The 26,281-nt window shown below is 31.8% G+C and carries 21 protein-coding genes; 11 read left to right on the top strand and 10 right to left on the bottom strand.

Annotated elements, in window-relative coordinates; all coding sequences use genetic code 11:
- The first annotated feature begins 9 nt into the window (after nucleotides 1-9).
- From ACZ451_RS14450 to uvrB, 6 genes are all read left to right on the top strand, one after another.
- Nucleotides 10-843, top strand: a complete 834-nt coding sequence (locus tag ACZ451_RS14450; RefSeq protein ID WP_464213612.1) for an ABC transporter permease — start codon at nucleotides 10-12, stop codon at nucleotides 841-843.
- Nucleotides 844-868: 25 nt separating this feature from the next.
- On the top strand, nucleotides 869-3,595 hold the full coding sequence (locus ACZ451_RS14445) for a T9SS type B sorting domain-containing protein (protein ID WP_464213610.1): 2,727 nt from the start codon (nucleotides 869-871) through the stop codon (nucleotides 3,593-3,595).
- 89 nt (nucleotides 3,596-3,684) lie between these two features.
- Nucleotides 3,685-6,054 carry a BspA family leucine-rich repeat surface protein gene (locus ACZ451_RS14440; protein ID WP_464213608.1) on the top strand — a complete coding sequence of 790 codons (2,370 nt, stop codon included), beginning with the start codon at nucleotides 3,685-3,687 and terminating at the stop codon, nucleotides 6,052-6,054.
- A gap of 80 nt (nucleotides 6,055-6,134) precedes the next feature.
- Nucleotides 6,135-12,560 carry a BspA family leucine-rich repeat surface protein gene (locus tag ACZ451_RS14435; RefSeq protein WP_464213606.1) on the top strand — a complete coding sequence of 2,142 codons (6,426 nt, stop codon included), beginning with the start codon at nucleotides 6,135-6,137 and terminating at the stop codon, nucleotides 12,558-12,560.
- A gap of 126 nt (nucleotides 12,561-12,686) precedes the next feature.
- A complete protein-coding gene (locus ACZ451_RS14430) occupies nucleotides 12,687-13,454 on the top strand; it encodes a M48 family metallopeptidase (protein WP_464213604.1) in 768 nt (255 codons plus the stop codon).
- 132 nt (nucleotides 13,455-13,586) lie between these two features.
- Nucleotides 13,587-15,575: an excinuclease ABC subunit UvrB gene (gene uvrB / locus ACZ451_RS14425; RefSeq protein ID WP_464213602.1), complete on the top strand. Its 1,989-nt coding sequence runs from the start codon at nucleotides 13,587-13,589 to the stop codon at nucleotides 15,573-15,575.
- A gap of 71 nt (nucleotides 15,576-15,646) precedes the next feature.
- Here the strand turns inward: uvrB and ACZ451_RS14420 are convergent, their stop codons facing one another.
- The 5 genes from ACZ451_RS14420 to ACZ451_RS14400 all read right to left on the bottom strand — a co-directional run bounded on the left by ACZ451_RS14420 (nucleotide 15,647) and on the right by ACZ451_RS14400 (nucleotide 18,447).
- The gene (locus ACZ451_RS14420) at nucleotides 15,647-15,991 is read right to left on the bottom strand and encodes a hypothetical protein (protein ID WP_464213600.1); all 345 of its coding nucleotides are present in this window, start codon (nucleotides 15,989-15,991) and stop codon (nucleotides 15,647-15,649) included.
- Nucleotides 15,992-16,475: 484 nt separating this feature from the next.
- Nucleotides 16,476-16,694, bottom strand: a complete 219-nt coding sequence (locus ACZ451_RS14415; protein ID WP_464213598.1) for a hypothetical protein — start codon at nucleotides 16,692-16,694, stop codon at nucleotides 16,476-16,478.
- Nucleotides 16,695-17,045: 351 nt separating this feature from the next.
- On the bottom strand, nucleotides 17,046-17,273 hold the full coding sequence (locus ACZ451_RS14410; RefSeq protein ID WP_464213596.1) for a hypothetical protein: 228 nt from the start codon (nucleotides 17,271-17,273) through the stop codon (nucleotides 17,046-17,048).
- A gap of 205 nt (nucleotides 17,274-17,478) precedes the next feature.
- The gene (locus ACZ451_RS14405; protein ID WP_464213594.1) at nucleotides 17,479-17,697 is read right to left on the bottom strand and encodes a hypothetical protein; all 219 of its coding nucleotides are present in this window, start codon (nucleotides 17,695-17,697) and stop codon (nucleotides 17,479-17,481) included.
- A gap of 324 nt (nucleotides 17,698-18,021) precedes the next feature.
- A complete protein-coding gene (locus ACZ451_RS14400; protein ID WP_464213592.1) occupies nucleotides 18,022-18,447 on the bottom strand; it encodes an Hsp20/alpha crystallin family protein in 426 nt (141 codons plus the stop codon).
- A gap of 239 nt (nucleotides 18,448-18,686) precedes the next feature.
- Here ACZ451_RS14400 and ACZ451_RS14395 point away from each other — a divergent pair, with 239 nt between their 5' ends.
- On the top strand, nucleotides 18,687-19,052 hold the full coding sequence (locus tag ACZ451_RS14395; protein WP_464213590.1) for a DUF1456 family protein: 366 nt from the start codon (nucleotides 18,687-18,689) through the stop codon (nucleotides 19,050-19,052).
- A gap of 103 nt (nucleotides 19,053-19,155) precedes the next feature.
- On the opposite strand, the gene sucC is transcribed toward ACZ451_RS14395, so the two are convergent.
- On the bottom strand, nucleotides 19,156-20,349 hold the full coding sequence (gene sucC / locus ACZ451_RS14390; RefSeq protein WP_464213588.1) for an ADP-forming succinate--CoA ligase subunit beta: 1,194 nt from the start codon (nucleotides 20,347-20,349) through the stop codon (nucleotides 19,156-19,158).
- Nucleotides 20,350-20,429: 80 nt separating this feature from the next.
- A complete protein-coding gene (locus ACZ451_RS14385) occupies nucleotides 20,430-21,068 on the bottom strand; it encodes an LON peptidase substrate-binding domain-containing protein (protein WP_464213586.1) in 639 nt (212 codons plus the stop codon).
- Nucleotides 21,069-21,195: 127 nt separating this feature from the next.
- On the opposite strand from ACZ451_RS14385, the gene lysA reads away from it, so the two are divergent.
- The gene (gene lysA / locus ACZ451_RS14380) at nucleotides 21,196-22,473 is read left to right on the top strand and encodes a diaminopimelate decarboxylase (protein WP_464216931.1); all 1,278 of its coding nucleotides are present in this window, start codon (nucleotides 21,196-21,198) and stop codon (nucleotides 22,471-22,473) included.
- A 59-nt stretch (nucleotides 22,474-22,532) separates the two neighbouring features.
- Here the strand turns inward: lysA and ACZ451_RS14375 are convergent, their stop codons facing one another.
- A complete protein-coding gene (locus ACZ451_RS14375; RefSeq protein WP_464213584.1) occupies nucleotides 22,533-22,943 on the bottom strand; it encodes a hypothetical protein in 411 nt (136 codons plus the stop codon).
- A 26-nt stretch (nucleotides 22,944-22,969) separates the two neighbouring features.
- Nucleotides 22,970-23,638 (bottom strand): hypothetical protein, encoded by a 669-nt coding sequence (locus tag ACZ451_RS14370; protein ID WP_464213582.1) that lies wholly within the window; start codon nucleotides 23,636-23,638, stop codon nucleotides 22,970-22,972.
- 206 nt (nucleotides 23,639-23,844) lie between these two features.
- On the opposite strand from ACZ451_RS14370, the gene ACZ451_RS14365 reads away from it, so the two are divergent.
- The 3 genes from ACZ451_RS14365 (at nucleotide 23,845) to ACZ451_RS14355 (ending at nucleotide 25,787) form a co-directional block, all read left to right on the top strand.
- Nucleotides 23,845-24,357, top strand: coding sequence for a thioredoxin family protein (locus ACZ451_RS14365; RefSeq protein WP_464213580.1), 513 nt, complete (start codon nucleotides 23,845-23,847; stop codon nucleotides 24,355-24,357).
- Between the two features lie 193 nt (nucleotides 24,358-24,550).
- On the top strand, nucleotides 24,551-24,874 hold the full coding sequence (locus tag ACZ451_RS14360) for a hypothetical protein (RefSeq protein WP_464213578.1): 324 nt from the start codon (nucleotides 24,551-24,553) through the stop codon (nucleotides 24,872-24,874).
- Nucleotides 24,875-25,124: 250 nt separating this feature from the next.
- Nucleotides 25,125-25,787 (top strand): alpha/beta hydrolase, encoded by a 663-nt coding sequence (locus ACZ451_RS14355; RefSeq protein ID WP_464213576.1) that lies wholly within the window; start codon nucleotides 25,125-25,127, stop codon nucleotides 25,785-25,787.
- Here ACZ451_RS14355 and ACZ451_RS14350 read toward each other — a convergent pair.
- Nucleotides 25,784-26,278: a hydrolase gene (locus ACZ451_RS14350; protein ID WP_464213574.1), complete on the bottom strand. Its 495-nt coding sequence runs from the start codon at nucleotides 26,276-26,278 to the stop codon at nucleotides 25,784-25,786. The genes ACZ451_RS14355 and ACZ451_RS14350 overlap by 4 nt on opposite strands.
- Between the last annotated feature and the right edge of the window lie 3 nt (nucleotides 26,279-26,281).

Raw genomic sequence — 26,281 nt, 5'->3', positions numbered from 1 at the left:
AACATTAGTATGATACGTTTACTACATATAGAATTCATAAAACTTTGGAACAATAGAGCAAGTAAAGTTTTAATTATTGCCTACTTTGTGCTATTAACATTAATTGCTTTAATTGCTGCCATTAAGTTTGATATTGGTCCTATAAAATTTCATTTAGCAGAAATGGGCATTTTTAATTTCCCATATATCTGGCATTTTAACACCTTCATTTCTGCATTCTTTAAGTTATTCTTAGCCATTGTGATTGTTTCTATGATGGCTAATGAATACAGTAATAAAACCATAAAACAAAATTTAATAGATGGCTTATCTAAAAAAGAATTTATTTTATCTAAATTCTTAACAGTTGTATCTTTTGCCTTTATCTCTACATTATTTGTCTTTATAGTTTCGTTGATTTTAGGACTTGCATATTCTGATTATACTGATATTTCTATCATATTTTCTGATCTCGAATTTGTACTTGCTTTCTTTTTAAAATTAATAGGCTTTTTTGCTTTTTGTATGTTTTTAGGTATTTTAGTAAAACGCTCGGCATTTGCTTTAGGGTTTTTGATCTTATGGCAAGGTTTTGAAGGATTTATTAGAGGTATGATTAGGTGGAAGTTATTTGATGGTGAAACAACAGATGCTATTATGGGTTTCTTTCCTTTAAATTCTATGTGGAATCTTATTAAAGAGCCTTTTTCTAGACTAGGAGCAGTACAATCTGTTGCGAAACAAGTTGGAGAAAAAATAGCCTTAAACTACCATGTAAATTGGTATGAGCCTCTTATAGTATTATCTTGGACAGCTATTTTTGTCTATTTATCTTATGCATTATTAAAAAAGCGAGATTTGTAGTATATTGTAGCGTCTGAGAAACGCTATGAAAAAAATCAGTCTACTCATATTTTGTATAGGATTACTAACTCCTACCCTTATTTTTGGGCAAGGAGAAACCTCTAATTGGTATTTTGGGGAAAATGCGGGAATAAAATTTAATGATGATGGTACTGTTACCACATTAGATGATGGTAGAATTAGGACCGATGAAGGTTGTGCTACTATTTCTAATAGTATGGGAGATTTAATCTTGTACACAGATGGTAAAACCGTTTATGATCGTAACCATAATGTTATGGAAAACGGCACTGGCTTGTTTGGTGATTCTTCTAGTACACAATCTGCTATTATCATCCCAAAACCAGAAGATCCAAATATATTTTACATCTTTACTGTAGACACTTCCTATTTAGGTGATCCTGATAATGGATTTAATTATTCTGTAGTAGACATTTCCAAAAATAATGGTAATGGAGCCGTAATAGAAAAGAATAGTCCACTTTTAGAAAATTCAACAGAGAAAATAACGGCGGTAATTAAAGATTGTACCAATAAATCTGTATGGCTTATTACCTTTGCTGCTGAAGATGGTATCGCCGAAATTTATGATACCTTTTATGCCTATGAAATCAATGAAACAGGTTTAGTGAAAACTCCTGTTAAAAGTACTTTCTCAAATTCACCCATAGTAGATCAAAGAGGGTATTTAAAACTATCACCTGATGGCACTAAAATGGCATGTGCAAATTATACAAATGGTCTGTACTTATATGATTTTAGTACAGAAACTGGTAGGGTTACTAATGAACAAAGAATTGTAATCCAAAATGAAAATAAAGATGCTTATGGAATAGAATTTTCTCCTAACAATCAGTTTTTATATGTTCACGCAGCTAGTGAAACTACCATTGCTGAACAAGTTGATTTTTCTTCTTCTTTATTACAATATGATCTAACGAGTACTATTATTCAAGATTCGGAAGTAGTCATAGATACCCGCGATACTTACAGGGGTGCATTACAACTAGCCAGTAATGGAAAAATATATAAAACTACTTCTAAAAATTATCAGGAAGGGCTGCCATTTTTAGATGTTATTCATAATCCTAATGAGAAAGGTCTAGCGGCTACTTATGAAAATAATGCTATTTCACTTAATGGCAGAAACGCCAGACAAGGATTACCCCCGTTTATTCAATCTTTTTTCAATGTATTACCAATTATAAAGGATGATAAAGGAAATGAAAAACTTAGTGCTATAAGTATTTGTGAAGGAGATAAATTTGTATTAGAAGCAGAGTTTTTTTCAAATGCAGAATATGAATGGGAAAAAGATGGCAATCTAATAATTGGTCTTACTACTAATTATTTAACTGTAGATAATTCTAAATTAATTGATGCAGGTAGGTATACTGTTACTATAACACTTCCCGATGCTAAAGAATGTCCTATTATTGGAGAAGCTTCTATTGAAATTAATGAAATACCGCCAGCTCCTGAATTGTTCTTAACACAGTGTGATATTGATAGAAACAGTATGGATGGCTTAACAAAAATAAATCTTGAACAAAGTATTACAAATACAAATTTCACCTATACTTTTTATAAAAGTATGTACGATTTAGATAATAATATAGCAATAGTGAATCCTAGTAGTTTTACCAATACCCAACCTACAAATCAGACGATACTATATAGGGTAACAAATACTTTTGGCTGTGGAAGTACAGGAAAATTGAATTTAGATATCATCCCTATTGATCTTAGTGCAAATGCTAAAGAATATTTTTATACCTGTAATGAAAATACAGATAATACCATACTAAGTGGTACTTTTGATTTACAGCATATTGCTACAACACGTTTTCTTGGATCAGATGTGCATTATTACAGTGCTCTAGAAGATACTGGCTTAGAACAAAACGCTTTACCAGATATTTACAACATCACTACGGCATCAAAACTTATTTATGCAAGATTAGAAAATCAAAATCAGTGTGCCGATGTATTTAAAATAGAACTAAATGTAAATCCACTTCCAGAAGTATCATTAAAAGACAATTATATTGTTTGTACTGATAATCCTAATTTACAGATCATAGCCCCAGATGGTTTTGATTCGTATACTTGGTTCAAAAATGAAGGAAATACAATTCGAGAAGCTGGCATAGGTAAAGATATATCTATTCTAAGCGATGGCGACTACATTTTAAAAGTTGGTAAGATAAATAATCAAAATGGTATCCAAAGTATTTGTGAAAACGAAGTAGCCTTTAAAGTATTACCTTCTAACAAAGCTATTATACTATCGCCTACTATTAAAGATCTTTCAGATAACAATACAGTAACTGTAAATGTGTCTGGTGATGGTGATTACTTGTATGCGTTGGATAATTCTGAAGCACTTCAAGCTAGTAATTTTTTTGATAATGTTGCCCCTGGTTTTCATACGATATATGTAATAGATAAAAATGGTTGCGATCCAGCTTCAATGGAAATTTCTGTGATCGGGTACCCAAAATTCTTTACCCCTAATGGAGACGGAATACATGACACATGGCAAATTATAGGGGTAAATGATCAATTTCAACCCAACTCATTTATTACATTATTCAACCGTTTCGGTCAATTTGTTGCACAAATTACTCCAGAAGAAAAAGGCTGGGATGGTAATTATAACAATCAAGAACTTCCATCAGATGACTATTGGTTTAAACTTAATTTAGAGGATGGAAGGGAGTTTAAAGGTCATTTTTCTTTAAAGAGATAAGACTTTACCTCTTATCTGAAACTTCCTCATATACAAAACAATAGTCTTTTAAAATTAGCGTTTAATAGAATACCAAATCTATTAACCTAGTGAAGTATCTACCCATTATACTACTACTCTTTGTAGTAACATCTGAAATCTCAGGTGCTACTATAATTAAAGATACTTTTAGCATTATTCATCAACAAAAAACTGATAAGCAAACAAAAAAGCGAAACTTAAATGCGCAACAAGCGTTTATTAGCACTTGGAAAACAGATAATTTTGGAACATCAAATGATAACCAAATTACCATACCTACACATGGCGATGGCTATAACTATTCGGTAGATTGGGGTGATGGCTCTACAACTACTAACGAACAAGGTAATGCAACGCATAACTATGCTATACCAGGAACTTATCGTATTAGCATTACGGGAGAATTTCCAAGAATTGTATGCTATAATAGCGGAGAAGAAGAAAAAATTATTGCTATAGACCAATGGGGTGATATTGCTTGGAAAAGCATGGAAAATGCGTTTACTGGCTGTAAAAACCTTATCGGTAATTTCCATGATAGTCCAGATTTAAGCAAGGTAAAAAAACTCTCCAATATGTTTGCGGGTGCAGTAGATTTTAATCAAGATATAAGCAATTGGAATGTAAGCACTATTACAGATATGAATGCAATGTTTTTAAATGCATCAGATTTTAATCAAGACATAGGGAATTGGGATACTAGCAATGTGGAAGATATGGGGAGTATGTTTGCTGGTGCTACTTCATTTAATCAAGATATTAGCCGTTGGAATGTTGCCAAGGTTAAAAATATGTCTGCATTATTCTTAAGAGCTACAAAATTTAATACAAATATTAATAAATGGGATGTTAACAAAGTTGAAAATATGTCACAAATGTTCATGTTTGCTACAGCATTTAATCAAAATATTGACAATTGGGATGTTGGTCAAGTAAGCGATATGTCTATCATGTTTTCTGGGGCAACAACTTTTAATCAAAATATTAGTACTTGGAATGTAAGCCGTGTAAAAACCATGAATGGGATGTTTAGTAGGGCTTTTGCTTTTAATCAAGATATTAGTAACTGGCAGGTAGGAAATGTAACTGATATGAGAGGAATGTTTAGTGATGCTAAATCTTTTGATCAAAATTTAGGGCGTTGGGATGTGCGAAATGTAACTAATATGTCGTCCATGTTCAAAAATATTAAATTGTCGCTTAGTAATTATGATATGCTATTAATTGGCTGGAATGATCAGATTTTAAAGTTAAAAGTCCCTTTTGATGGTGGTTTAAGTGAGTATTGTGCAGGTAGTAGTGCCAGAGAAAATATGATTAAAAATGATACTTGGGTGATTAAAGATGGTGGCGCTTTAACAATGAAAATTGATACCATTACAAATCAAGAAACATATAACAGCTATAAACTACCAGAAATAACGGGTATACATTTAACGGGTAACGAAAAATACTATACCGAACCCAATGGTAGCGGAAAAGCATTTGAAGTTGGAGAAATTATTGAGTATTCGGATTTTAGTTCTTACCCAATCACATTATATGCGTATGATGCTACTGCAAATACTCCTAGTTGTTCTGTAGAACAACGCTTTAGCTTACATTTAATAAACCGCAACATAAATTTAAGCATAACAGCAACTGCTGATACCTTGTGTAGTAATCAACTAAGTGACATAAATATAACAGCGATGCCAAATCCTGCAAACGGAATAGGGAACTATTCGTATTCTTGGAATATTAGCGGTAATACTACTGTGATTGCCACTTCAAAATCCATTTCTGTTTCACCCACTGAAACTACTGTATATGAAGTTACTATTACAGATTCTGGATTACCAACAGGACAAAACATAAAAAAAGAAATAAAAACAATAACTGTAAGTCCTTCACCCATCATTAAATCTCAAAGTGATGTAAATGAATGTGCATTTTATATATTACCAGAAATTCAAGGAAGCAATTTATCTGGAGATCAATTTTATTATACCAATATAAATGGTGATGGCAAGTTTTATGCCCCTGGAGATGTTCTCAAAGCAGATGATTTTAAATCCTACCCAGTTACCATATACATCTATGATGAAACACAAACGACACCTATTTGTTCAGATGAAAAAAGTTTTCAATTAGTTTTAAATCCATCTTCCTGTAAAGCAGTAAATACACGCATACAATTTCCAAAATTCTTTACACCAAATGCCGACGGGATCAATGATACCTGGCAAGCCATCGTTATCGATGCTAGTGGATTAGCAGCAAATAGTAGTATTTCAATTTTTAACCGCTACGGTAAATTAATAACACAAATCCCCACTACAGACCGTATCGGGTGGGATGGCACCTATAATGGCAAACAACTCCATGCATCTGATTATTGGTATAAATTTAGCAATAATGAAGAACGTATCACAGGGCATTTTACTTTAAAACGTTAGCTTTTCACGGAAAACAGGGTTACAACACAAATACTATTCAATATAAATTTGCGTTAGTGTTAATACCTAAATCAATAATAATGGTAAAAAACCTACTTACCCTACTCACTATTCTCTGTATTCAAAGTTTATTTTCTTTTTCTAATTCTGTTGATGAAAAAAATGAAAAACTAGCAATGGGCACCATACCATTTATCACTAAATGGAAAACAGACAATCCTGGAACTGACGATAATAGAACTATAACCATAGAAACTTCATTCTTTGTTTCTGCTTATAATTATACTGTAAATTGGGGAGACGGCAGTACAAATACAAATGTTACAGGTAATATATCTCATACCTACGCAACGCCAAATACATACACAGTACGTATTACAGGCACATTCCCAGCCATTGAAAATACAATAAATCCTGAAAAACTGGTAAGCATAGACCAATGGGGTAATAACCAATGGGAAGACATGTCTGCTGCATTTTCTGGTTGTGTAAATCTAATAGGGAATTTTACAGACAGTCCAGATTTATCTAATGTAACAAGAATGAGCTTTATGTTTGAGAATTGTGCTCTCTTTAACAGCCCTATAAATAACTGGGATGTAAGCAATGTAACAAGAATGAACAATTTATTTAGTGGAGCAAGTTCATTTAATCAAGATATAGGAAATTGGAATACCTCTAGGGTAACTACCATGGTAAATATGTTTCAAGGAGCAACTCTTTTTAACAAAGATATTGGGAATTGGAATACTTCTAGTCTTATCACTATGGATAGAATGTTCTCTGGAACTGATAATTTTAATCAAAATATTAATTATAAACCTGGTGCAGGAATTCCGAATGGTGATGCATGGAATACTTCTAATGTGACTAGTATGCAAGGTGTTTTTTGGAATGCAGCAGCATTTGATGAACCTATTGGAAACTGGAACACAAGTATGGTTGAAAACATGTCTAGCATGTTTAATAATTCTCCAGTGTTTAATCAAGATATCAGTGGTTGGGATATGACAAGTGTACGTTATGCACATCAAATGTTTGCTGGTGCTAGCAAATTTAATCAAGATATTAGTGGTTGGATTATGAACGATGTTGAAACTATTTCCGTAATGTTCGCTGGCGCTACCGCTTTTAATCAAGATATAAGTGGTTGGACTATTGGTCCAAATGTTACTAGCATGAGTCAAATGTTTGCTAATGCTACAAGTTTTAACCAAGATATTAGTGGCTGGGATGTAAGTAATATTACTAATATGAGTTTTATGTTTTCCAATGCTACTTCATTTGATCAAGACTTAGGAGTTTGGAATGTGGCAATGCTTACAAATGCTATGGATATGTTCGATAGAATTACACTATCCACAGCCAATTATGATGCATTGTTAATAGGTTGGAATGCTCAAACTTTACAACCTAATCTAAACTTTGATGGTGGTAATAGTAAGTATTGTCTTGGGGCAGCTGCTTGGGCTAATATGACAGCTGCTACGGGAGATAATTGGACGATTACTGACGGCGGTACAGCAGGGCCAAATATTACTAATTTACCTCCTCAAAATGATGTAGCCACCTATACATTACCAGCAATTACTGGTACTGACCTTTCCGGAGCAGAAGCTTATTTTACTGGAATGAACGGGACGGGAACACGATATGATGTGGGGGATATGATCAGTTTTGCTGATTTTACTATGTATCCAGTTACCCTTTATATTTATGATGATGGTGGTGGTATGTGTCCAGATGAAAAAAGTTTTGAACTTACCATAACGACACCCCCACTTATTCCTGGTGCTTTTGTTACTACTTGGCAAACAGATAATCCTGGAGTTTCTGGACCAAACCAAATTACTGTTCCTGTTATAGGAACTAATTATACTATAGATTGGGGAGATAATACTACAGATAATAATACGCAAACACATACCTATGCAACTCCAGGAACGTATAGAGTTAGTATCACTGGCGATTTCTCAAGAATTCTTTTTCAAGGCGGTGGCGATAAAGATAAAATCTTAACCATAGAGCAATGGGGAAATAATATCTGGACTTCTATGGCTCAGGCTTTTGAGGGCTGTTCCAATTTACAAGGAACATTTATAGATAGCCCAAATTTATCTATGGTAACCAATATGAGCTCAATGTTTCAGGAGTGTTCTCTCTTTAATAGCCCTATGAATAACTGGGATGTAAGCAACGTTACAGACATGAATAGTTTGTTTAACGGGGCAACAACATTTAATCAAGATATTGGTAATTGGAATACCTCTAGCCTCGTCACAATGGATAGAATGTTTTTTGGGGCAAATAGTTTTAATCAAAATATAAATTATAAACCTGGTGCAGGAAATCCGAATGGTGATGCTTGGGATACCTCAAATGTAACTAGTATGCAGGGTGTTTTTTGGAATGCAACTCTATTTAACGAACCAATTGGGGAATGGAACACTGGTAATGTAATAAACATGACTAGTATGTTTCAACTAGCATTAGCCTTTAATCAGGACATAAGCGAATGGGATGTAAGCAAAGTACAATTTTTTAGTAATATGTTTACAATTGCACCTTCTTTTAACCAAGATATTAGTAGATGGATTACTAGTAGTGGTACTACTATGAGCCAAATGTTTAATGGTGCAGGAAATTTTAATCAAGATATAGGAGATTGGGATGTTAGTAATGTTACAGACATGTTTAATATGTTCTTAAGTGCTGTTTCTTTTGACCAGAATTTAGGAAGTTGGAATGTTGAAAAAGTAACAAATTTCATTTCTATGTTTAGTGGAGTTACACTATCTACAGCCAATTACGATGCATTACTCATAGGTTGGGATGCGCAAGATTTAATAGCTAATTTAGACTTTCATGGTGGTAATAGTCTTTATTGTGCAGGTGAAGCGGCTAGAAATAATATGATTGATGCTATGGGTGATAATTGGATGATTACTGATGGAGGCCGTGCAAATTCTCCTGTAATTGACAATTTAATAGTCCAAAATGGAGTAGGCTCTTATACTTTTCCACCAATTACAGGAACCAACCTTACAGGAGCAGAAGCTTATTATACAGCACCTAACGGAATGGGAACACAGTATAATGCAAATGATGTAATCAATTTTATAGATTTTGCTGCTTACCCAGTTACCCTTTATATCTATGATGGTGGTGGCACGTGTACAAATCAACAAAATTTTGACCTCACCATAACACAACCCCCACTCATTCCTGGTGCTTTTGTTACTACTTGGCAAACAGATAACCCCGGAGTTTCTGGGCCAAACCAAATTACAGTTCCTGTTTTAGGAACTAATTATACTATAGATTGGGGAGATGGTAGCACAACTACTAACATACAAACCCATACATATGCAAATCCAGGAACGTATAGAGTTAGTATCACTGGTGATTTCTCAAGAATTCTTTTTCAAGGTGGAGGTGATAAAGATAAAATCTTAACCATAGAGCAATGGGGAGATAATATGTGGACTTCAATGCTTCAAGCTTTTCAGGGATGTACCAATCTACAAGGTAATTTTACAGATCGTCCAAATTTATCTATGGTAACTAGTATGCGTGCTATGTTTAGTGATGCTACCAGCTTTAACTACCCCATAGGAGATTGGGTGGTCACTAGCGTTTTAGATATGCATAGCGTTTTTAGTAACGCTACTAATTTTAACCAAGACATTAGCATGTGGGATGTTAGTAACGTAGAAACTATGAACTCTATGTTTTTTAGAGCTACTGCATTTAACCAAGATATTGGTATTTGGGAAGTTGGTGCTGTTACTGATATGTCATTAATGTTCTTTGGTGCCGAATCGTTTAATCGAGATATTGGGAATTGGGATGTAAGTGGTGTTACAAATATGTCATCAATGTTTAGCAATGCTACTATGTTTAATGGAGATATTGAAAACTGGACTATCACTAGTGCTACAGATATTACTTTTATGTTTAGTGGTGCCACCGATTTTAATCAAGATATTAGTGCTTGGGATGTGAGCCGTATAACAGATATGACTGCTCTTTTTCGAGATGCTACTAGTTTTAATCAAGATATTAGCATGTGGGAGGTTGGTGCTGTAACTAATATGGCTTTTATGTTCAGTGGAGCTATAAGCTTTGATCAAAACTTAGGTGCTTGGGATGTAGAAGCACTCACTGATGCATCAGGAATGTTCAATAATGTAACTTTATCTACAGCTAATTATGATGCATTACTCATAGGTTGGAATGCACAAAACCTAAAACCTAACGTAACTTTTAGCGGTGGGAATAGTCAATACTGTGCAGGAGAAGCAGCCAAAAATAATATGTTAGCTTCAGATAACTGGTTCATTGATGACGATGGCCTTGCAAATTCTCCTATACTAGATGATTTAGTAGACCAAGATGAAATTGGCTCTTTTACATTACCCGCAATTACTGGAACTAACCTTACAGGAGCAGAAGCTTATTACACAGCACGTGACGGAATGGGAACACAGTATAATGCAAATGATGTAATCAATTTTGTAGATTTTGCTGTTTATCCAGTTACACTTTATATCTATGACGGTGGTGGTATGTGTACAAATCAACAAGATTTTGAGTTAACAATAATTGAACCTTTAATACCTGGTGCTTTTGTTACTACTTGGACAACTACAACAGCTAATGAAACCATTACCATCCCTACAAGTGCTGGGGAAACATATAATTATACCATTAATTGGGGAGATACTACTACAGACACTAATGTAACAGGTAATGCCTCGCACATGTACGCAACCCCGGGTACTTATAGAGTTAGTATAAGTGGCAATTTCCCTGCAGTGTATTTTAATATTACAGATACTAGTACTCCTGCGGAAATCCAAAATGCTGAAAAAATAAAATTTATTGAGCAATGGGGAACTATTCAGTGGACCTCAATGGAATCTTCATTTCGTGGTTGTACCAACTTACAGGGTAATTTTATGGATGCCCCAGATTTATCTAGAGTTGTAAGTATGGCTCAAATGTTTTTTGAAGCAACTAATTTTGATTACCCAATAGGGGATTGGGATGTAAGTAATGTTGAAAATATGTCTTTTATGTTTTTAAACGCACGTATGTTTAACCAAGAGATTAGAAATTGGGATGTATCTAATGTAACAAACATGTCATTTATGTTTTCAGATGCAATATTATTTAATAAAGATATTAGAAATTGGAATGTCAGCAAAGTTACCAATATGCGTAAAATGTTTTCTAATGCAGAATTGTTTAATCAAGATATAGGAAGTTGGAACGTAAGCAAGGTTACTAATATGGATGGTATGTTTGCTTTCACAAATTCTTTTAATCAAAATATAGGAAATTGGGATGTATCTAGTGTTACAAATATGGGTGGTATGTTTACTGCCGCAAAAATGTTTGACGGAAAGATAGGTAATTGGGATGTGAGTAAGGTAGAGACAATGCGTCTTATGTTTTCTGGTGCAACTGTATTTAATCAAGATATTGGTAACTGGAATGTATCTAATGTTACTGATATAGGGGCAATGTTTAGTAATGCTATAGCATTTAACCAAAATATCGGAAATTGGGATGTAGCTAATGTTACAAATATGCGAGGTGTATTCGCCCGGGCTAATTTATTTAACCAAAATATCGGAAATTGGGATGTATCTAATGTTACTGATATGAGTAATATGTTTCTGGAAGCCAGTAATTTTAATCAAGATATTAGTACCTGGAATGTTAGTAAGGTTACTAGCCTAAACAGTACTTTTGAAAGAACAGTTTTATTTGATCAAAATATAGGAAATTGGAATGTAGAAAAGCTAACAGATGCTGAAGAAATGTTTGAAGGGGTAACATTATCTATTGAAAATTATGATGCTTTACTCATAGGCTGGGATATGCAAAACCTACAAGCAAATGTTCTTTTTAGTGGAGGTAATAGTCAATATTGTGCAGGAGAGTTAGCAAAAACTAATATGATGAATATGGATAAATGGATTATTACAGATAGAGGTTTAGCCTCCCCTTCAGCAGATACCAGTGCAAACGTAAATGAATGTACTCGTTATATTTTACCCCAATTAAGTGCCGATAATTTTTATTACACAGAAGCTAATGCAGGTGGTTTATTATTAAGTGCAGGCGATGAAATTACAACCACGCAAACTGTATTCATTTTTACAGGAACCACATCTTGTTTTGATGAAACAATGTTTACCATTACCATAGAAAATTGTGAAGAACCAGAAATAGCAATAGGTTTACCCAAATTTTTCACTCCAAATGGAGATGGTATTAATGACACTTGGGATACTACAATATTAACAGCTCAAAATGTAGAATCTGTTTTTGTATTTGATCGATTTGGTAAAGTACTCACACAGATAGATGTTCGTCAGAGTTTAGGATGGGATGGTACAGTAAAAGGAAGAGTTTTACCTCCATCAGATTATTGGTATAAGTATATTGATGCTAACGGAAAATCAATTACCGGACATTTTAGCTTAAAACGCTAATTTTTTTATGTTCTAAACGAGAAAAAAATACCCCAAAAACAGGGATAAAAGTGAGATATTCTAAGAGTTATATTTGTTTTAAATTATAAAACAATAAACTTTTTATTAAAACTAAAAATCCTTAAAATGAAAAACACATTAACTATACTTGTATGCTTATCTTTTGTTATTAGTACACAAGCACAATTTGGAAAATTAGCAAAAAAAGGAAATCTAAATGCAGCTAAAAAAGTAGTAAAAGCAGCAACACTCTCAGATGAAGATATGGCTGTACTCTCCATACAATCCGTTCAGTGGATGGATGAAAATAACCCTATAGCTGAAGCTGGTGATCCTTATGCAGATAGGTTACAAAAATTAGTAGCTGGTTTTGAAAATGAAGACGGATTAAAACTTAATTTTAAAGTATATAAGGTATTGGATGTCAATGCATTTGCAACTCCAGACGGTAGCGTTCGTGTAATGGCTGGCTTAATGGACTTAATGACAGATGATGAGATACTAAGTGTGATAGGCCATGAAATTGGACATGTAAAACTGGGGCATTCTAAAAAGAGATACCAATCTGCTTACACCGTTTCTGCAGCAAAAGATGTAGCAGTTGCAAATACAGGAGCAGGAAAAGTATTAGCGGATGGAGAAATTGGAAATTTTGTAGAAAATGTTGCCAATGCTCAATTTTCACAGTCAAACGAATCTGCCTCAGATGAATATGGCTTTAAATTCTTAGTGAAAAAAGGTTTAAATTATCATGCGATGTCTGGCGCTTTTCAAAAATTAGCAAGTTTAAGTAGCGATGGCGGAAAAGGATCCCTTACCTCTTCACATCCTGGTGCTGCAAAAAGAGCAGAAAGAGCAAAGAAATGGGCAGAAAAACAAGATATTAAAAAGTAAACAACTACTTTAAAGTAGCTATTTAAAAAGTCTTTATATGCTAATCTAAATGTAAAGACTTTTATTTCTTTAATTCAAAAAATTACTGCTATGTAACAATTCTAAAACCTCTTAGTTTTGTAACTTTAGTGCATGAAATTTAAGGTAGTATCAGAATTTAAACCCACAGGAGATCAACCCAATGCTATAAAGCAATTGGTAAACGGACTCAACACAGGAGAAAGGTTCCAAACACTATTAGGTGTTACAGGTTCTGGGAAAACGTTTACGGTAGCGAATGTGATAGAAGAGGTACAAAAACCCACATTAGTTCTGGCACATAACAAGACTTTAGCTGCCCAATTGTATTCAGAATTTAAACAGTTTTTTCCTGAAAATGCTGTAGAATACTTCGTTTCTTATTATGATTATTATCAACCAGAAGCCTATATTCCTACCTCTGGTTTGTACATAGAAAAAGATCTTTCTATTAATGAAGATATTGAAAAGTTACGATTGAGTACTACTTCTTCCCTACTCTCAGGCAGAAGAGATGTTATTGTAGTTGCATCCGTTTCTTGCCTTTACGGGATTGGGAATCCTGTAGAATTCCAAAAAAATGTAATCTCTATTGAAAAAGGACAAATTATTTCAAGAACAAAATTTTTACATCAATTAGTACAAAGTTTATACTCTAGAACTACTGCAGATTTTACAAATGGAAATTTTAGGGTTAAAGGAGATGTTGTTGATGTATTTCCAAGTTATGCTGATCATGCTTTTAGATTTCATTTTTTTGGTGATGAGATTGAAGAAATAGAAGTTTTTGATCCATTAAAAAACAAATTAATAGAAAACTATGAAAGCATAAACATATACCCTGCTAATATGTTTGTGACTTCTCCTGATATTTTACAAAATGCCATACGCCATATTCAGGATGATTTGGTAAAACAAATAGATTATTTTAAAGAAATTGGAAAGCATTTAGAAGCAAAACGCTTGGAAGAACGTACCAATTTTGATTTAGAAATGATTCGAGAGTTGGGATATTGTTCTGGGATAGAAAACTATTCCAGGTATTTAGATGGTAGAGAAGCTGGTACTAGACCTTTCTGCTTATTAGACTATTTCCCTGATGATTATTTAATGGTTATTGATGAGAGTCATGTCACCATTTCTCAAGTACATGCCATGTACGGAGGCGACCGTTCTAGAAAAGAAAATTTAGTAGAATATGGCTTTAGACTCCCAGCGGCAATGGACAATAGGCCTTTAAAATTTGAAGAATTTGAAATGCTACAAAATCAAGCACTATTTGTAAGTGCAACACCTGCTGATTATGAGTTACAACTTTCTGATGGGGTATTTGTAGAACAAATTATACGCCCTACTGGACTTTTAGATCCTATTATAGAAGTGCGGCCTAGTTTAAATCAAATCGATGACTTGGTAGAAGAGATTCAACAGCGTACTGAAAAAGATGAGCGTACATTGGTAACGACCTTAACAAAAAGAATGGCAGAAGAATTAGCAAAATACCTAACACGGATTCAAGTAAGGTGCCGTTATATACACAGTGATGTAGATACACTAGAGCGTGTAGAGATCATGCAAGACCTTAGAAAAGGTATTTTTGATGTACTTATTGGAGTTAACTTACTTCGTGAAGGTCTAGATTTACCAGAAGTATCTTTAGTCGCTATTTTAGATGCTGATAAAGAAGGTTTTTTAAGAAGTAATAGATCACTAACGCAAACAGTAGGTAGAGCTGCAAGAAATTTAAATGGAAAAGCAATAATGTATGCTGATAAAATTACCAGAAGCATGCAAGAAACCATAGATGCAACTACATATCGTAGAGAAAAACAAATTGCTTATAATACAGAACATAACCTAGTTCCTAAGGCATTAAATAAAAGTTTAGATAGTGTACTTGCCAAAAATTCTGTTTCTACGTATCATTTTGAAAAAGAAGAAATGCGTGCAGCTGAGCCAGATTTAGAATACCTAACTAAGGAACAAATAGAAAAACTGATCCGAGAGAAAAGAAAGTCGATGGAAAAAGCAGCAAAAGATTTAGATTTTATGCAAGCTGCTAAATTACGTGATGAAATTAAAATATTACAAGAGCAAAAATAGATAAACGCTATTTTAAAAAACAAAAAATCCTGATTATACCAGGATTTTTTTTATTATTAAACTTAAAACTATTATGAATTCTGCGCCGTTATTCTAACAGGCATTGTATAAATTTTACCTTCAATTTTGTTCTGGAACGCCACATTTTTATAATTTAATTTATTCTTTACAAAATTAATCAATGATTGGTTCTGAGCTGCTACTGATAAAATTACAATTTCTCCAGCCTGATTGAATGTAAATCTTACATTTCCTATTAAATCTGTTGAAGAAGTAATATCATTATCTTGTAAAAGCGCAGTAATTTGTTTAGATAAAGCTATTTTATCTTTTACCGGAGTTACTGGGGTATTTGCCAATACATTAGTTACTGCCACAAGTGCAAACATTACGAATATTACATTTAATCTTTTCATTATTTTTTGTTTTTAAATTGTTTTGTTTTTAATCTAATTAATGTTCAAATTATTTGACACAAAGTAAGTACGCACTATTGGAATTTAATAACATGGAGAATTACATTTTTAACAGCAGTTTATGATGTTCATTTTTTTAAACATAATTCATTTTTAAGTTAAAAAATTTAAAAAAACTACACAATAATTATAATTAATGATTAATAATTGAGATATTATCAAATATCAAAAGAATACCATTAAAGATTTAATTGTTTATGAATAATTAAATTTGTTAAAAAATTATGAATTTTAATTAAAAAAGAATCGCAATAAATTTTTCTGATATTGAAAAATTAAACATTTAAAAAAGAATTTTTCTAAATTATATTTAATAAAGGAAAGTATACTAAAAAATTAAAGAAGCATATATCTAAAGTAGTTTTTGTAAAATAAAAAAGACCTCATAAAGAGGTCTTTTTTTGGTTGTAATACCTGTTATAAATTAAGCTAGTTTAGCTTTTCTCTCTTTAGTATAAAATGATAATTCTTTCTTAACTCTAGAATTCTTGTACATGTATAAACGCGCTACTTCTGTTTTAGTAGTCGTTTTTAAAACAACTGAAGTCTTTACTGTATCTACTTTCTTTACTTCTTTTTTAGCTTGTCCTTGCGCTGATAAAGAAATAAAAAGGATAAAGATAAATGTGATAATTGTTTTCATGACTGTTTCTTTGTTACACTACAAAGATACTAGCAACAACAAGTTTAAATAGATAAAAGTCGCTCAAAACACCCTGTTTTTCGGTATCTGTGCAATTCTCAGATAAAGCGTTTGGTTTAATCGATAAGGGTAGTTCATCGATCTTTCGCTCATCGAAACTATGTGCATTTCATAGATATTTTAGAAAAGGTGTATTAATTGTAAAGAAAAAAATGCAATTAGTTTAGCTTTTTATAGAAGTAGTAGATCATCTATTGGATACGTAAACAAGTTTTGATTCAGTACAAAAGTATAAAACATAAAAAAGACCTCATATAGAGGTCTTTCATGCAAGTGTAACATGCATTTTAATCAAGCAAATTTAGATTTATTCTTTTTTAAACCAAATAATAACTCTTTCCAAATCCTACATTTTTTATTTTTATATAAGCGGGTTACGCTATGTATACTATCAATTGATGCGTTCTTTATGACTACTGTTTTTTGAATGAGCTTTACTTTACTTTCTACTTTTTTATTTTGTGCTTGTATGGATACAGAAATAAATAGAATAATACTAAATGTGATTATTGTTTTCATAATTAATTTGCTTGTTACACTCCAAAGGTAGTCCTACATCCTAACTTTTTTAGGCAACAATCGGTCAATCCAAATTATCTTTCGGTGAAGCTAATTAAAACTTAGATAAAGCATAACATTTTATGAAATGAAATTTTACTAGAGATGTTAAAATAAAAAAGACCTCATATAGAGGCCTTTTTTGGTTGTAATCCTTATTAATAAATTAAGCTAGTTTAGCTTTTCTCTCTTTAGTATAAAATGATAATTCTTTCTTAACTCTAGAATTCTTGTACATGTATAAACGCGCTACTTCTATTTTTGTAGTCGTTTTTAAAACAACTGATGTCTTTACTGTATCTACTTTCTTTACTTCTTTTTTAGCTTGTGCTTGCGCTGATAAAGAAATAAAAAGGATAAAGATAAATGTGATAATTGTTTTCATGACTGTTTCTTTGTTACACTACAAAGATACTAGTAACAACAAGCTTAAATAGATAAAAGTCGCTCAAAACACCCTGTTTTTCGGTATCTGCGCAATTCTCAGATAAAGCGTTTGGTTTAATCGATAACGGTAATTCATCGATCTTTCACTTACCGAAACTATGTGCATTTCGTCTATCCTTTAAAAATTTAGGCTAGACTAAACAGTAAAAATATCATTCTAAAAAAACGTCTCATATATAAAACATGAGACGTTTTTAACCAACTAACTAAACCAATCAATATGAAAATCGTTTGTAAACGATCAACATAATACGATAATACATTACTTTAAAGAGATGACTCTTTTAGGTTTTGGTAATGCTTCTTCTTTTTTAGGAAGATTAAAACTTAAAATTCCATCTTCATAATTAGCTTTTATTTCTTCTATATGTACCGTTTCTGGTAAAGTAAAGACTCTTTTAAAAGCTTCAAAAGAAAATTCTTTTCTAGTATAATTCTCTTTTGTTTCTTCTGTTTCAGTTTTTGTTTCTGTAGAAATGGTTAACACATCATTATCTACTTCAATTTTAAAATCTTCTTTTTTTCTCCCAGGTACGATTAACTCTAAACTAAAATCTGTTTCACTTTCTCTGATATTAACAGCAGGTGTTTTTTTATTCAATACTTCTGATCCTCCAAACCAATCTGGCTTAAAAATTTCGTTCATTAATGCTGGAATTGATACTACATTTCTATTTACTGTGCTCATAATTATATTTTTAAAATTATTATTTGATTTCTGATATGTAATAGTCAAATCTTATACCAACAGCAATAAACTGTCCTTTTGTCACATTTTACAAATTTAAAGTGACAAAAAGACAGTTATTAATTAAAATCATCACATATTTGTCATTTTTAGCAAAACAACTAACACCTATCTTCTCAAAAATCTTAAAAAAAGAAATCATTGAAATATGCTACCTTGCACCCCAAAATATATTTTGAATGACGAATAATGACATTTTTAAAAAGTTACGGGTAGCTTTACAACTTAGAGATGATGAAATAGTGGAGATTTTAAAACTGGTAGATTTTAAAATTTCTAAAGCAGAAATAGGTGCATTTTTCAGAAAAGATGACCACCCAAAATATATGGAGTGTGGTGATCAAATTCTACGTAATTTCTTAAATGGTTTAGTCATTCATTTTAGAGGCACAAAAGAAACACCCAAAGACCCAAAACTAACCTTAGCACATCTTAAAAAGGCTAAAAAACCAAAAAATAGCTATAGTCCCGATTTTAAAGCTAAACAGGAAAAGAAAGTAGATAAGAATATTATCCACGGAAAATATAAGAATAAGAAGAAATAGTTCTTAATCTAATATCACAAAAAGAATATCAAGCAAATTCTAAAAATAGAAAAGGCGATGTTTTTAACATCGCCTTTTTATAATATAAATCGAAGTTAATTTCTTAACTTAATACTTCTTTTACTTTATCTGCAGCTTCTTGGAACTGTACTGCTGAATGTACGGCTAATCCAGAATTATCTATAATTTCTTTTGCAATTTCTGCATTGGTACCTTGTAAACGAACAATAATAGGAACTTTAATAGCATCTCCCATATTTTTATAGGCTTCTACAATACCATTCGCTACACGATCACAACGAACAATACCACCAAATATATTTACTAAAATTGCTTTAACACCATCATCTTTTAAAATAATGCGGAATGCTTCTTCTACTCTTTTTGCATCTGCTGTACCTCCAACATCTAAGAAGTTAGCAGGCTCACCACCCGCCATTTTAATTAAATCCATGGTTGCCATAGCAAGACCAGCTCCATTTACCATGCAACCAACATTACCATCTAAATCTACATAATTAAGACCAAGAGCGCCTGCTTCTACTTCAATAGCATTTTCTTCTCTTAAATCTCTCATTTCTGCATATTGCTTTCTTCTGTATAATGCATTATCATCAATAGATACTTTAGCATCTACAGCCATTATTTTATCATCAGAAGTTTTTAACACAGGGTTAATTTCAAACATACTAGAATCACTCTCCACATAGGCTTTATATAAAGAAGCAACAAACTTTGTCATCTCTTTAAATGCAGCACCAGACAAACCTAAATTAAAAGCTATTTTACGTGCTTGAAAAGGTAATAAACCAGTTGCTGGATCAATTTCTTCAGTATATATTAAATGTGGCGTTTTATCAGCTACTTCTTCTATATCCATTCCACCTTCCGTAGAATACATAATCATATTTCTTCCCGTTGCTCTATTCAATAACACAGACATGTAAAACTCACTTGTTTCACTATCGCCAGGATAATATACATCCTCAGCTATTAAAACTTGATGCACTTTTTTTCCTTCAGCAGAAGTTTGAGGCGTAATTAGGTTCATACCAATAATATTACCAGCTATTTCTTCTACTTCTTGTAAATTTTTTGCTAACTTAACTCCTCCACCTTTTCCACGACCACCTGCGTGAACTTGTGCTTTAATAACATGCCATCCTGTGCCAGTTTCAGCTGTTAATTGTTTTGCAGCATCTACTGCTTCTTTAGGATTGTGTGCAACAATTCCACGTTGGATGCGTACACCAAAACTTGCCAAAATTTCTTTTCCTTGATATTCGTGAAGATTCATAAGTAAATCGTGTCTTTATTATATTGATGACAAAAATAACAAACCCAATGTAATTACCCTAATGAAATAGTGATGCGATTTTAAATTTTAAAATCTTCGAAATCTAAAGGGTCAAAATTTTTAAAATGACCATTTAGTTTTATAACTTCTTTTGCTCTATCTACTTCTCTTAATACAGAAATAGTGACTTTTAAATGTTTATTGATAAATAGCAACCGATCACTTTCACTAACAATTTGTAATAATTCGTATTCTTGTATTTTAGATAAGCCTATTTTGTGTGCCAAAGTAAAGCTTAAATAATCAGCAACAGCAATATGTTGCAATGGCATCTGCATTAAAGCATACAACTCATTTATATTTTTAAGTACTTTCTTTTTTAAAGATAATACACCATCATCAATATTATTTAAAAAAGAAACTTCTCCGGCAGCATATAATTTACCAGTCATTAACTTTTGAAAGCTTTTCATTTTAAAAACCCTCTTGGCACTACAGATCACATCCATTTCTCCACCTGGATGCAACTTCACGATTTCTTCTAAGTTTACCTCTACCCCATAAGGCATCAGTTTCTCTAAATACACAGGAATTCCAAAAGAGATCGCTTCATCCCTACAATCTTCAATAAGTTGACAATATCTTTCTTCAAAAATATGAAGTGGTATTTTTTCTCCTGGAAAAAAAACAGATTGTAATGGAAACAGCGGTAGTAACATTTATTTTTTTCTAAAATTACAATTCATGTCAATTGAAAACAAACAATATAAGAAAACAATTAATGTTATATTTATAACAATTTGTTTTATTTATATATTATTGAGTGTTTTTAGTTGTAGACCTGAGATGAGTATAGTAAATTTGACAAAAATTAAGCTCATAATGAACACTACGGATTTACTGAATGTTGCAAAAAAATACGGAAACCCTGTTTATGTATATGATTCAGAAAAAATAATAGCACAATTTAATAGACTAACTAATGCTTTTAAAGGTGTTAAAAATTTAAAATTAAATTACGCCTGTAAAGCACTTTCTAATATTACTATTTTACGATTAATGAATAGTTTAGGGAGTGGCTTAGATACTGTTTCTATCCAAGAGGTAAAACTAGGAATTTTAGCAGGTTTTAAACCAAGTGACATTATATACACTCCAAATGGAGTTTCTTTAGAAGAAATTGAAGAAGCTACTGCATTAGGAGTACGTATTAATATTGATAACCTTTCTGTTTTAGAACAGTTTGGAAGTAAATATCCTACTGTTCCAGTTTGCATACGTATTAATCCGCATGTAATGGCTGGTGGCAATTCTAATATTTCTGTAGGGCATATTGATTCTAAATTTGGAATTAGTATTCACCAAATACCACATTTATTACGTATTGTAGAGCTTACTCAAATGAATATTAATGGTATTCATATGCATACAGGTAGTGATATTTTAGATATTGATGTTTTTCTTTATGCATCTGAAATTCTTTTTGAAACCGCTAAAAATTTCAAAAATTTAGATTTTATAGACTTTGGAAGTGGTTTTAAAGTACCTTATAAAGAAGGTGATATTGAAACAAATATTGAAGAATTAGGAAAAAAACTAAGCAAAAAGTTTAATGCTTTTTGTAAAGAATATGGTAAGGAATTAACATTAGCTTTTGAACCAGGTAAATTTTTGGTGAGTGAAGCTGGTCATTTTTTGGCTAAAGTAAATGTGGTAAAGCAAACTACTTCTACTGTTTTTGCTAGTATAGATTCTGGTTTTAATCATTTAATTAGACCCATGCTCTATGGATCATACCATAAAATAACAAACATCTCTAACCCAAGAGGTAAAGAACGTTATTATTCTGTAGTAGGTTATATATGTGAAACCGATACATTTGCTAGTAACCGTAGAATTAATGAAATTTCTGAAGGTGATATTATTAGTTTTTCTAATGCTGGTGCTTACTGTTTTACGATGGCAAGTAACTACAATAGTAGATTTAGACCGCCAGAAGTTTTATGGCATAATGGTAAGGCTATTTTAATTAGAGAACGAGAATCTTTTGAAGATTTGGTAAAAAATCAAGTAGATATCAAAACCTTATTTGTAAAAGAACCTGAAAAAGTTACTGCAGAATAAGTAAAAGTAAAAGCCACAATATAAAATATTGTGGCTTTCTTCTTATAGTTATTAATTTTCTATAAATTATCTTCTAAAGTCTTTTGCAATGCTTTTATTCTATCGTCTATTTGGTTTAAGTTGGTAGTTGGTTTATGATCTAAAGTCAAGGTTTTGTCTGCAAAACTCACCCATTTATGTGCGCTAGATATATCTGCTTCATTTTTAATAACCACTTTCTGTAATTCATCTGCAATTGCCTCTTTACCCATCTCATCAGCGCAAATAGCTTTTAATGCAGCTGTTAAAGGCTCAAAATACACTTGCGGCCAAGCTTTCTGATATAAATGACTCATACCATCTAAAGAAAGAGAATTCCAATCGACTTCTACGGTTACATCTTTACCAACTATTTCTTTAATTTCTGTTAAAACATTTGCAAATTCATTTTCTTGAAAATCTTTTGCGATTCTTCTTTCTGCTAATCCCATAATTTAGTTTTAAATATTAATTGTTTTTATAAATTTGATTCAATTTGTTCTTTTAATTTTATTTTAAAATCTTCGTCTATTTTGTGATTAGGATTGATTTGGATTGATAGTTTGTTGGACATTTTTTTGACAGATAGCTTATCCGCTGTCTTATCTAACATAATATTTGATAGGCCTTTTAAGCTTTCTTTACCTAAAGCATCCATTGCTATTTCTTGGATCACTTTTTCAAGAATTTCGAATACTTTTTTTAATTGATGTTTTTCTTTATCACCTATAGCTTTATGATCTAATAGTTGCGTTTCTATTAAAAAATCATACGATTCCATAAACTTCTCGGCGAGTATTTTTAATTCTCTATTTAATTCTAAACGAGAAGGAGCTTTTGTATTTGGTATTTCAAAATATGCATCAGTAGTCAAAATATCCGTTACATTAGTACTAAAGGGTATTTCTATATGTGCAATAATTCTATTTTCAATATAGCTAATAGTATTTTTGCTTAAACTATAAATAATACTTACTTCTGCTCCATATTTTATAGGAAAACCTTCTGTGACATGTCCAGCATTGGTGATGATATTTGCTAAGATTTTACTAGCATTTGGTACTCCTGTATTAGCATCACATAACCGTTTAAGAAGCTCTACAGGTTTTTTTATTTCTAAGAAGGGTGAAACTTCATTAATTTCCATAATCTAATTATATCTTTTATGCTATATAGAATCATGGCAAAATTAATAGCGGTTCCTAAATTTTAAATCCCTGAATTCAGGGATTTATAGATTATTAATGAAAAGTGTTTCTTAATATGAAATAAAATAGCTGAAAAATCGTTAGTTTTAAACAATAATTAGACTAATTTGATAAAAAAATTACGATGCTATTTACAAGATTAAATATGTTAAAATCAACATTTATAATTTTCTTAGGTTTAATGAGCTTAACAAGTTCTGCTCAAGAAGTTACTTGGCTAAGTTGGGATGAAGCTGCTACACTTGCAAAAACAGATAAAACCCCCAAGAAAATTTTCATAGATATTTATACCGATTGGTGCGGTTGGTGTAAAAAAATGGATAAAGACACTTTTCAAAATGCAGAAGTAGCTGCCTACATGGAAAAGAATTATTATATGGTGAAATTAGATGGAGAAGGAAAAGAGGATATCGAATATAAAGGAAAGACTTTTAAATTTGTCCCTTCTGGCAGAAATGGCTATCATGAATTTGCTGCCGCTTTGATGCAAGGAAAAATGAGTTATCCGACTACAATTTTTTTAGATGAAGAAATGAATATGCTTTCTCCAGTACCTGGTTATCAAAAGCCAGATGCATTTTTAAAAATAGCTAAATATTTTGGTGAGAATATCCATAAAGAGAAGAATTGGCAAGAATACTCAAAATCTAGCAAATAACCTTGATTAAGTTCCACGAGACATAAAAAGGAAAAATTTATATTAATTTCAACGCAAGCGTGGGAGTATTTTAAATCTCAATTATCGAGTAAATAAAAAACTACGCTTTATTCTTTACTTAAAAAAGAATATCCATTCTTTATTTAAATAGCTGTTTTTTGTAGTTACACCTCAGGAATGGTAACTTTACAAAATGGAAAAAGAAATACCCGGAAAAAAAACAGCCATTATTGCATATTTTACAATGGTCGGTGCACTTATTGCAACTAGTATGAATAATGAACCTAAACATGATTTTGCTCGTTTCCATACAAGGCAGGCCTTTGGAATACATTTACTTTTTATTGGTTGTGGTTTATTTTTAAGTCAGGCTTATAGTCCCTATGCTTGGTATGGTTTATACCTATTTTATGTAGTATTGTGGGGTTATGGATTTTCTGGCGCTATTACTGGAAAAAAACAAGAAATGCCATTAGTTGGTGCCTATTTTCAAAAATGGTTTACTTTTATTAAATAGGTTAATCCCTTCGACTCCGCTCAGGGCAAGGGTTGATCGTTGAAAGTAATTTTTAAATTAAAAAAGCAATTCCTATTTACTGAATACTTTTTTATAAACTAGCGCAGCGAATAAACTACTAAACAATTAAATTAAAACGCATAAACTCTTAAATTTATAAACCAGCAAAGCGAATAAACTACTAAAACGATTTAACAAATAAGCAATTTTCACAAACATATAAGCTTGCAAAGCGCAAAAACCCAGATTTATGCAAACTACACTTCCTCTATCTTTACATCATATTATAAGACCATCAACCATTACAGCTAGAAAACCTCCTGTACTTTTTATGTTTCATGGATATGGTAGTAATGAAGAAGATTTATATTCTTTTGCTACTGAATTATCAGAAGATTTTACCATCATTTCTGTAAGAGCACCTTATAATTTACAACCCTATGGCCATGCTTGGTACGCTATTAATTTTGACGCAGAACAAGGAAAATGGAGTGATGAAGAACAAGCTAAAACATCAAGAGATCAAATAGCAGGTTTTATAGACGAAGCATGTGAAGCATATGGCTTAGACAGTACTAATGTTAGCCTCTTAGGCTTTAGTCAAGGTACTATTCTAAGCTACGCAGTTGCATTATCATATCCAGAAAAAGTGAAAAATATAATTGCTTTAAGCGGTTATATTAATGAGAATATTTTAAAAGAAAATTATGCAGATCATAATTTCAATCATTTAGACATCTATACCTCACATGGTACTGTTGATCAAGTGATTCCCTTATCATGGGCAGCCAAAGCGCCAGCATTTTTAGATCATTTAGGGATTAAAAATACTTATGAAGAATACCCGGCAGGTCATGGAGTTGATCCTAGAAATTTTTATGCTTTTAAAAAATGGCTAGAAAGTAAGTATTAATTACTTCTTGTATAAAGTAAATTATCAGTAAGTGTAAAATCTACTCCTAAATCATCTTTAAGTTCATACTTAATAAGTAATTCTCCCCAGTATTGTCCATCAGAGAAATCTGCAACAATCCATTTATGATTTAGAATTTTAATTTTATTAATTTTAAAATCTCCTTCCATACCTTCATAAGGAATCAAAGGGTTATCACCTTTACTTTCATTTGTTTCTAATAATTTATCTATAATATAGTTTGAAGGGGAGTCTAAATTTAAATGCTCATAATACGCCAATGCATCATCATTATTCTCTAAAGAGAAGTATTGCATCTCTAATATCTTTAATTGCAAGTTTTGTATCGAATCTTGTTGTGCCTTTTTTTCTTTTTGATAAATATCAAATTTATCATTGGTAACATTAATCATTTTATTAGCACTAACAAATTGCCATAATGCTATTAAAGCAGTAAAAATAAATAAGTATAAAAATATGTTCTTTTTCATATT

This window comes from Allocellulophaga tsushimaensis, assembly GCF_055383085.1.
The sequence above is the reverse complement of the archived record's forward strand: the minus strand, read 5'-3'. Positions and strand labels throughout refer to the sequence as shown.